Annotated in this window: 2 protein-coding genes; both read left to right on the top strand. The window is 72.8% G+C overall.

Going from position 1 to position 10,620, the window contains the following annotated elements; translation table 11 throughout:
* The coding region (locus tag AB0K51_RS32315; RefSeq protein WP_363461412.1) for an SDR family NAD(P)-dependent oxidoreductase at positions 1 to 2,450 on the top strand (2,450 nt) is incomplete at its 5' end.
* Between the two features lie 4 nt (positions 2,451 to 2,454).
* Positions 2,455 to 10,515, top strand: a complete 8,061-nt coding sequence (locus tag AB0K51_RS32310) for a beta-ketoacyl synthase N-terminal-like domain-containing protein (RefSeq protein ID WP_363461410.1) — start codon at positions 2,455 to 2,457, stop codon at positions 10,513 to 10,515.
* Positions 10,516 to 10,620: the final 105 nt, after the last annotated feature.

The following is a 10,620-nucleotide window of genomic DNA, read 5'->3' as shown; positions in this document are numbered from 1 at the left end:
GTCTGGTTGAGGTGAGTGCTGCGGATGTGGGGCGGTTGCGTTCGCTGCGGCAGATCATCGATGCGTTCGGCTCCGCGGACGCGGCGCCCGCGGCCGATGGCGCTGCGCTATCGACCGGCACCTCTGCGACACCGCTCCCGATCGGACGGCCTCTCACTCGGCACGTCGTCAGAGCTGTCCCCGTGGAGGCTTCCGGACTGCGTGTGGGCGGTCTCGGCCAGGGAAGGGTCGCCGTCACCGATGACGGCACCGGCGTGGCACAACGGATTGTCGACCGATTTGCCGAACTGGGCATCAGAGCCTCCGTGGTGAACCGGATTCCGGCGGACGTCCATGGCGTCGTCTTTCTCGGCGGGCTGCGGGCCGTCGCGTCCGTGGACGAGGCGCTGGCTGTGAACCGGGAGGCGTTCCGCAGCGCCCGGGAGTTCGCCCGGCGTGCGGGTACCGGCGGCGACGAAGCCGTCAGCGGTTGGTTCGTCACCGTCCAGGACACGGGCGGCGACTTCGGGCAGGGGGGTGCCGATCCCACGCACGCCTGGCTCGGCGGCCTGGCTGCGCTGGCACGGACTGCCCGGCTGGAGTGGCCCAAGGCGGCAGTCAAGGCGATCGACTGCGAGCGTGGCGATCGCGACGCCCGGGCCGTCGCCGACGCGGTGGTGGACGAGCTGCTCGCCGGCGGCCCGGTCGGAGACGTGGGGCTACGAGCGGACGGCAGCAGGGTGGTCCTTCGGATGGTCGAGCTTCCGGCCTCGGCGCTGGAGGCCGGCGTCGTCGACGACCGTTCGGTGATCGTGGCCACCGGAGGCGGTCGCGGTGTCACCGCAGAGGTGCTCCGAGGCCTAGCCGGCGCACACCGTCCGCGCATCGCCCTGGTGGGCCGGACCGCTCTGGCCGACCTCGCGGACGACCTTCCGGAAGCCGGCGATGCCGCTGCCCTCGGCCAGGCACTGCTGGCCCGCCGGGCGCGGTCCGGTGACGCCCCCCCGAGCCCGGCCGAGCTTCGGGCGGAAGTCTCCGCCGTTCTGGCGGGCCGGGAGGTGCGGGCCACCGTGGACGCCCTGCGCGCGGCCGGATCCGACGTCCGCTATCTGGCGGTCGACGTCCGGGAGGAGAAGGCGCTCGCCGCTGCACTGGACGACGTCCGTCAGGCCTGGGGCCCGATCACCGGAATCCTGCACGGTGCCGGGGTCCTGGCCGACCGCTTCCTCGCGGACAAGACCGACGAGGATTTCGACCGGGTGTTCGACACCAAGGTCGGCGGGTTGCGGGCCCTTCTCGCGGCCACCGAACACGACCCACTCGCGCTGCTGTGCATGTTCTCGTCCGTCGCAGCCCGGTACGGCAACCCCGGGCAGGGCGACTACGCGATGGCCAACGAGGTGCTGAGCCAGGTGGCGGGCGCCTATCGCGCCGCACACCCGGACTGCCTGGTGCGCTCCATCGAGTGGGGTCCGTGGCGGGGCGGGATGGTGACCACGGACCTGGCGGAGCACTTCGAGCGCAACCACGTCCCACTGATCCCGGTCGAGAGCGGCACCGCGGCGTTCCTGGCCGAGCTCGCAGACACCCGCGAGGTCCAGGTCACCCTCAGCGCGGCCGGGCCGGACGACGGACCCGCGCTGGGAGCGGCCGAGCCCGACCTGCTCGGGGAGGTCCACGCCGACAGCCGGACCCATCCCTACCTGGCCGATCACGCGATCGCCGGACGACCGGTGCTCCCCCTGGCCATGGCACTGGAATGGTTCACCGGCCTCGCCCGCGACCTGGAACCGGAACGACGGGTGCACGAGCTTCATGACGTCTCCGTGCTGAGCAAGGTGGCGCTGGATCACCTGGCGGGGGACGGACACCGCCTCCTCCTGCGCAGCACGTCGGACACGGCCGGCCGGCGCATCGACCTGACGGCTCCGAGCGGCAGGCCGCACTTCAGGGCGCGAGTTCGGCCGCTCGGGGCAGCCACGCCGCAGCCCGCCCCCGCCCCGGTGCACCCGAAGGCCACCGCGCTCACGGACGGTGGCTATCGGTACGACGGGAACGTCCTCTTCCACGGCCCGATGTTCCGGGCGCTGACCGACCTGCACGAAGTGTCGGTGGAGGGAGCGAGGGCGACGGTGACCGGAGCGCACGGCCTGGGCTGGCCGGGTACCGGCTGGAACACCGACCCGGCAGCGGTCGACGGCGGCCTTCAGGTCGCCGTGCTCTGGGCCGAACGCGCCCTGGGGGGAGCCACGTTGCCGATGGCGGTAGGCGCCTTCCGGGTCCACCGTCCCGGCCTCCTTCCCAGCCCCGCCCGCTGCGAGGTGACGGCCCGTAAGGTCGGCGCCACCGAGGCGGTGTGCGATGTCCGGATCATCGATGCCGACGGGGTCGTCCGCGCCGAACTGAGCGGCGTCACCCTCGTCCTGCGGCCCGACACCACCCAGGCCAGCCACCCGGCCGGCGGAGAGTGACGCCATGACCTTCGAACCCATCGCGATCGTCGGCCGCGGCTGCGTGCTGCCCGATGCGTTCGCCCCGCAGACCCTGTGGCAGAACGTGGCCGACGGCAGGCGCAGCCTGTCCGCCGCACCGGCCGGACGCTGGGGTCTGCCGAGGACATCCGTGCTCGGCGCCACCGCCGAGGACAGCGCCGACCGGACCTGGCACGATGTTGGCGGCTACGTCCACGGCTTCGACGAGGTCTTCGACCCGGACGGCTTCCAGCTCGCCCCCTCCGACGTCCTCGCGCTCGACCCGCTGGTCCGCTGGGTGCTGCACGCCGCCCGGGAGGCCCTGCGCGAGGCCGGCGACGTCGCAGGCCGGGCACACGCGGGGCTGGTGATGGGCAATCTGTCCTATCCCTCCGCCGGGCTGTCCCGCTTCGCGGAGAGCGTCTGGCTGGACGGTGCGCCCGACTCGCTGCGCAGGGCGCTGCCGGCGCGCGCGATCGGCCGACCCGACCCCCGAAACCGCTTCTCCTCCGGACTTCCCGCGCACCTCGCGGCCCGGGCCCTGGACCTTCGCGCGGGCGCCTTCGCCCTCGACGCGGCCTGTGCCTCCTCCCTCTACGCCGTGAAGCTGGCCTGCGACCGGCTGCACGACCGCTCGGCGGACCTGATGCTCGCGGGTGCGGTCAACTGTCCGGACGACCTGTTCATCCACATGGGGTTCAGCGCACTGGCGGCGCTGAGCCGGACCGGGCGCAGCCGCCCCTTCCACCGCGAGGCGGACGGTCTCGTGCCCGCCGAGGGCGCCGGCTTCGTCGCCCTGATGCGGTTGGCGGACGCGCTCTCCGCCGGGACCCGCATCCTCGGTGTGGTCCGCGGTGTGGGCCTGTCCAACGACGGGCGGACCGGCGGACTGCTGGTACCGGCCCAGGCCGGCCAGGAGCGCGCGATGCGGCTCGCCTACGCCGGTGCGGGAGTCGCGCCCGAGACGGTGTCGCTGGTGGAATGCCACGCGACCGGCACCCAGGTGGGGGACGCGACCGAAGCGGCCAGCATGGCGCGGGTATTCGGGGACGCGGTCGACCTGCCCATCGGGTCCGCCAAGTCCAATCTCGGTCATCTGATCACTACGGCGGGGATCGCGGGCCTCTTCAAGGTGCTCGGTGCGATGGAGGCGGGCATCCGCCCGGCGACCCTGGACGCGGACGAGCCGATCAACGGGCTGGCCGGCACACCGCTGCGGCTGCTCCGGGCCAATGAGGACTGGCCGGGCCTGCGGCGTGCCGCCGTCAGCGCCTTCGGGTTCGGCGGAAACAACGCCCACCTGGTCGTGGATGCCTGGCCGGAACCCGCGACGGCTGCGCTGCCGCTGCCGCCGGCCCTCGACCTGCCGGTCGCCGGGGTGCTGCCCGCCGACGTTACGCCCGCCCCGGTTCCGGTTGCCGTCGTCGCGGTCGCCGTCCGTGCCGGGACGGGGCGTGACACGGATGACTTCCGTCGTGACCTGTTCGGTGCCGGACCGGTCCAGCGGAGCGCTGCTACGGTCGGACTCCAGCTGGACGGGCTCCGCTTCCCCCCGCACGACCTCGGCTCGGCGCTGCCGCAGCAGCTCCTGCTGCTGGAGACGGCCCGGGAGGCCACGGCCGACCTGACCCTTCCCCGCGAACGGACCGGAGTCCTGGTCGGTATGGGCTGCGACGCCGGGGCGGCCCGCTACGGTGCGCGCTGGCGATCCGCGGCCTGGCTCGAGGACAGCGACATCGGGGCGGAGGACCGCGGCCGGCTGGCCGATGCATTCCAAGGCCCCCTCACCTCGGCCGGCGTCGTGGGCACGATGCCCAACATCGTCGCGAACCGGCTCAATGCCCAACTCGACCTGGCAGGGCCGAGTTTCACGGTCTCCGCCGAGGAGGCCTCCGGCACCGTCGCACTGGAGCTGGCCGCCCGCGCGCTTCGCGCCGACGAGTTGGACGCCGCCGTGGTGGGTGCCGTCGACCTGTCCGACGAACCGGTGCACCTCGCCGCGCTGGCTGCCCTCGGCCGGGAGGAGGACGCCGGCGACGCCGCCGTGGTTCTCGTCCTCAAGCGGTTGGAGGACGCCCGCCGCGACGGCGACCGCGTCCTGGCCCTGCTCGGGGGCAACAGTGAACCGGTGGGACTGACAGTCGGGGACCGACACGGGACCGAGGCTTCCGTCGGGCCTGCGGCCGACGATGCAGGGATGCCCTATGTCGACCCCGCGGCGCACTTCGACCCCGCGGCGCGCTTCGGCAGTCCGCACGCCGCGCGCGGACTGCTCGCCGTCGCCGTGGCAGTCCTCGCCCTGCACCACCGGGCGGTGCCGCGGCACGGGGCGCCCGCGATGCCCGCGCTCGGCGCCATGTCCGCCGCGGCGGTCGTGGCCCCGCTGGAAGCTCCGAGCACCGAGGTGCGGCTGGGCAGCGCGGACTGTGAGCCGTGGCTGGAGGAGGAGCCCCCGCAGATCCACGTGTACTCGGGTGCCGACGGCCCCGGCGTAGCCGCCGCGCTCGCGGCCGGCCGCGAGTCCGACACCGGGCCTGCCCGGCTGGTGATCGTCAGCGATCGCGCCGGATTCGCCACCCGTGCCGAAGCGGCCGGCCGCTGGCTGGCCACCGGTGGTCCCCGGCCGGAGGGCGTGACCTTTCGGCCCACGCCGCTGGGCGGAGAAGTCGCCTTCGTCTTCTCGGGCGGCTCGATGGCCTACCCGGGCATGGGCCGTGAACTGATGCTGGCCTTCCCCGGCGAACTTGCTCGCATCGGCGACCGGTTCGGTGGTCTGCACCCCCTGCTGAACTGGGCCCGCGGCGGATGCGAACCGGAGCAGCCACGCGTTCTCGATCAGATCTGGGGCTCCTCGCTGGTCGGGCAACTGCACGCCGAGATCACCACCGGACTGCTGGGCATCAGCCCGCAGGCGGTCCTCGGCTACTCCTCGGGAGAGTCCACCGCACTGTCCGCGCTGGGCCTGTGGACGGACGGTGGCGCCATGGTCCGCGAGGCCGAGGCATCCAGCCTGTTCACGGACCAGCTCGTCGGCGACCACCGCGTGATGCGGGACGACTGGCGCGCGATCGGCGTCGAAGGGGAGCGGTGGGTCAGCCATCTGGTGAACGCCCCCGTCGACGAGGTCCGGGCGGCCCTCGCCGTCGAATCGGCAGCGCACCTGATCACCGTCAACTCCCCCGACTCCTGTGTGATCGGGGGTGAGGAGGGCTCCTGCTCGCGGGTCCTGGAGCGGCTGGTACCCGCCCCCTCGCTCCCTGTCCCGTACGACATCGCCGTCCACGTCCCCGGGCTGGCAGCGGTGGAGCGGCAGTGGTGGGAGCTGCACCACCGGCCGGTGAACGCCCTGCCCGGTGTGCGCTTCTACACCGCGGCCACAGGAGCCTGGTACCACCCGTCCTCGGAGTCGGCTGCGGACGCTCTCACCGCCATGGGCCTGAACACCGTCGACTTCCCCCGGGTGGTCAGGAACGCCTGGAAGGACGGCGTACGGATCTTCATCGAGCACGGCCCGCGAGGACTGTGCACGACCTGGATCCGGCAGACCCTGGGGGAGCGGGAGCACCTGGCCGTGGCCCTCGACCTGTCCGACGGCAAGGACGTACAGCGACTGTTCCAGGTGGCGGCCGAGCTGATCTGTGCGGGAGTCGCGGTGGACGTGGCCCGGTTGACCGGCCACTTTCCCTCCGCCGCGCCGAAGCCGACGGGCTGGCAGATCTCGCTGCCCGCTCACCCTCCCGTCCCTCGACTGCCCGACGCGGGGCCGCAGGCCCAGATCATGGACCGGGCACCGTGGGTTCCACCGGTCCCACCGTCGGAGCCGGTGGCGCTCCGCTCCGCCCCGACAGGGGAGACGACGCAGATCCGCGCGCCTCGGCCGGCCCCGGCCGGAAGCGTTGCGGCTGAGGTCTCGGCCATCGCCGCAGCCACAGCCACAGCCGACCGGGCGAAGGCAGGCCGGCTCGGGGAAGGACTCCCCACGCTGTCGCTGTCGCCCGACGCGCCGGCCCCGGTGTCCCGGGCGGCGGCTGAGATCGCGCTGCCGGCTGAACCGATCGGGTACCCCACGGTCGGCCATAACCCGTACCCGGTGGCGGCCGCCTATGCGGCGTGCTACCGGCAGGCTTCCGACACGCACCGCTCCTTCCTGCTGGTCCAGAGCCAGGCCCACCGGGAGTTCCTGCGGATCCGCGAAATGGTCCGCACCCAGTTCCTGCAGGCGGCGTCCCGCGTAGCTGCTCCGGTGCGATCCGCTCCCGCCGGAGCAAGCCTTCCCGCATCGCCTCCACCGCCGAGGTCTCAGCCGGCCCCGGTGGTTCCCGCTCCACTGCCCGCAGCGGCCCAGAGCCCGACCGTCGAGAGCCCTGTCGCCGAGAGCCCGCCTGCCGCCCGGCCCGCCGCGCCGCTCCCCGCACCGTCGCAGACCCGGCCGGGCCCGTCCTTCGACCGCCGCCAGCTGGAGCAGCTCGCCTCCGGGCGGATCTCCGAGCTGTTCGGACCGGACTTCGCCGCCCAGGACGGCTACCGCCGCCAGACCCGGATGCCCCGCCCGCCGATGCTGCTGGCCGACCGGGTCACCGGCATCGACGCCGTGCCGACCTCCATGGGGACCGGCACGATCTGGACCGAGACTGACGTCGAACTCGACAGCTGGTACCTCGATCCGACCGGGCGAATGCCGGCCGGGATCATGGTCGAGGCAGGTCAGGCCGACCTGCTGCTGATCAGTTGGCTCGGTGCTGATCTGCTGAACCGCGGCGAGCGTGTCTACCGGCTGCTCGGCTGCGAGTTGACCTACCACGGCAGCCTGCCGGTCCCCGGTGAGACGCTCCGGTTCGAGATCCGGATCGACGGCCACGGCGAGCACGACGGCGTGCGGATCTTCTTCTTCCACTACGACTGCTACGTCGACGGCGAACTGCGCCTGTCGGCCCGCGACGGCCAGGCGGGATTCTTCACCGACGCCGAACTCGCCGCGACACGCGGTGTGCTGTGGGATCCGGCGGCGGAGATCGCACCGGCCGCGGTCGTCGACCCACCCGCGATCCGCACCGACCATCGCTCGTTCGGTCCCGCCCGGGTCAGGGCTCTGGCCGCGGGCCGCCCCTACGACTGCTTCGGTGTCGGCTGGGAGGCGACCCGCTCGCACATCCGCAGCCCGCAGTTGGGGGAGGGCCGGATGCTCTTCCTCGACGAGGTCTCCGCGTTCGAGCCCGACGGCGGTCCCTGGGGGCGTGGCTACCTCAGGGCGGAGCGCCGCGTGTCGCCCGACGACTGGTACTTTGAAGGCCATTTCAAGAACGATCCCTGCATGCCCGGCACACTCATGTTCGAGGGCTGCCTCCAGGCGATGGCCTTCCACCTGGCCGCGTTGGGCTTCACGGCGGAGCGGGACGGCTGGCGTTTCGAGCCCGTCCCCGAGGAGCCGTACGCGATGCGCTGCCGCGGCCAGATCACTCCGGAGAGCCGCGACCTCAGCTACGAGGTGTTCGTCACGAAGGTGTCCGCCGGCCCCACTCCCACGCTCTTCGCGGACGTGCTGTGCACCGTCGACGGGGTCAAGGCCTTCCACGCGCGCGGCCTGGGCGTGCGGCTGGTCCCCGACTGGCCGCTCACGCACTGGAAGCAGCTGTCCGGACCGGCCGAGCAGAGCACCGGGCTCCCGGTGCCGGCACGGGAACTCGCCGGCCTGCGCGGCCAGGTCGAGACCTCCACGGTGGCGGCGGTCGACGGCTTCCCCTTCGACCGACACTCGCTGCTCGCTGCCGCCTGGGGCCGGCCGTCGGAGGCCTTCGGCCCCATGCACGAGGTCTTCGACAGCCACCGCAGGGTCGCCCGGCTCCCGGGGCCCCCGTACCACTTCATGTCCCGGATCAGTGCCGTCCACGGCCCTCAGAACGGTATGCAGGAAGGCAGTTGGGTCGAAGCCGAGTACGACGTCCCCGACGAGGTCTGGTACCGCGAGCAGAACGCGAGCGGCGCCATGCCGCTCGCGGTACTGCTGGAGGTCGCCCTGCAGCCGTGCGGCTGGCTCGCCTCCTACGTGGGCAGCGCCCTGCGCGTCGAGACGGACGTGCTGTTCCGAAATCTCGACGGCACCGGCACCATGCACGCCGAAGTGCTCCCCGGCACACGGACGCTGCGGACCCGCGCGGAGGTCACCCACATCGCTCAGAGCGACGGTATGATCATCGAAACATTCGAGGTGCGGTGCACCGCCGACGGCGCACCCGTCTTCACCGCCTCGACCGTCTTCGGGTACTTCCCCCCAGACGCCTTCGAGAACCAGGCCGGTCTGCCACCCGTGGACGACGAGCGCTCCCATCCGGAGGAGTCATCCTGGCACGTCGACCTGACGGCCCGTCCGGCCCGCTACTGCGAGGGACCGCTGCGCCTGGCCGGCCCGATGTTGCTGATGCTCGACCGTGTCGTCGGATACTGGCCAGAGGGAGGCCAGGCCGGGCTCGGCAGGCTGCGCGCGGAGAAAGACGTCGACCCGCAGGAGTGGTACTTCAAGGCCCACTTCTTCCAGGACCCCGTCCAACCCGGTTCGCTCGGCCTGGAGGCGATGGCCCAACTGCTACAGTTCCACATGATCGAGCGTGGCCTCGGCACCGGTCTGCGCAACCCTCGCTTCGAAGCGGTGGGCACCGGCAGCACCCTGAACTGGAAATACCGTGGCCAGGTGGTTCCGTCCGACCGTCGGATCACCGTCGAGATGGAGATCGTGCGCAGTGGGGTGGACGAGGTCGGCCCCTTCGCAGTGGCCGACGCCTGGCTCTGGGTCGACGGCAGGCGGATCTACCGCGTCGACGGGCTGGCGATGCGGATCGTCGAGGACGCCTCCGAGCCCGTCGGACAGTCGGTCCCCGGCTCGCTCGGCTCCGAAGGCGCAGCCCTGGCACTGGACCCGGCCGTCGACGGGTGGCTGCTGGACCACTGCCCCACCTGGTCGGTGCCGACCCTGCCGATGATGTCCACAGTCGACCTGCTCGCGACCGCCGCCGCCGAGCACACCGGCCTCCCGGTCACCGGACTGCGGGACGTGCGCTTGTACCGGTGGATCCCGCTCGCCGAACCGGTGACGGTGCGCTGCGAGGTCGCCCCTGGTACCGATCTCCACGAAGGGGAGGTCGCGGTGACCCTGCTTGCCTGGCGCAGGGCCCGCACGGCCACCCTGTCCCGATTCGAGCCGGTCGCTCGTGGGATCGTCCGGACCGGCCCGGGCCGCTCGGATCCGCCGCCGGTCCTCGCGCCACCGGCGGACGCCGTCCCCGTACCGGACCCGTACGCCGAAGGGGCGCTGATGCACGGGCCGGCCTTCCAGTACCTGACGTCGCTCCGCATCGGGGCCGCCGGCTCCTCGGCAATGCTGGAGGCCGGACGCGGCGGCGTCCCACGCGGGCTGCTTCACCAGGGACTGCTCGACGCCGCGACACACGGGATCCCGCACGACCGGCTGAGCCAGTGGTCGGAGGAGATCCCGGACGGCACGGTCGCCTATCCGCACCGCCTGGCACGGCTCGACGTCTTCGAGCCCCTGCCCCAGGAGGGCGAGGTTGCCGTGGAGGTCCGGTTCGCGGGCTTCGACGACGGGGACCGTACGCTGCCGGTGTTCGACATCCAGATCGCTCATGGCGGTCGCACGGCCGTCACGATGCGCCTGGTGGAGATCCTGCTGCCGCAGGGGCCCCTGGGCCGCGCCGGCCGGCCACAGCGGATGGCATTCCTGAGGGACCACCGGTACGCAGAGGGCCTCGGACTGTCCACCACCCGCGATGACGTCACACGCCTCACCGCTGACGACGTGGAGAGCTGCGACTGGCTGCACAGCACGGTCGCGCACGCCTACGGGCTCCCGGACGGAGCGAAGGGGGTGGACCACCTGGCCGAAATCGCGGTGCGTGACCATGTGGCCAGGCTCTGCGGACTCCACCCGACGCAGGTGGAGGTCGGCGAGCGCCTCGATGCCGCCTACCCGGCGACCCGGCCGGACGAGATCCACTACGTCCACGTCGTACAGGACGAAGGCGTCGTGGTCGTCCGCTCCCGGCGGGCGGACTGACCCCGGGCCGGGAGGCGGCCGGCCGAGGGCCGCCCCCGCCCGGCCGGCCGGGCGGCCCCTGGCGCCTCCGGGCGCCCGCCCCCGGGCGGGGCGCCCCCCGCGGGG

Source organism: Kitasatospora sp. NPDC049285, from assembly GCF_040678815.1.
Lineage (GTDB): Bacteria > Actinomycetota > Actinomycetes > Streptomycetales > Streptomycetaceae > Kitasatospora.
Note: the sequence above shows the minus strand (reverse complement) of the source record. Positions and strands in the feature narration are given on the sequence as shown.

What these genes read in the sequence shown, in the direction of transcription:
- AB0K51_RS32310 (WP_363461410.1), top strand. Translation starts at nt 2,455, where the DNA reads ATGACCTTCGAACCCATCGCGATCGTCGGCCGCGGCTGCGTGCTGCCC.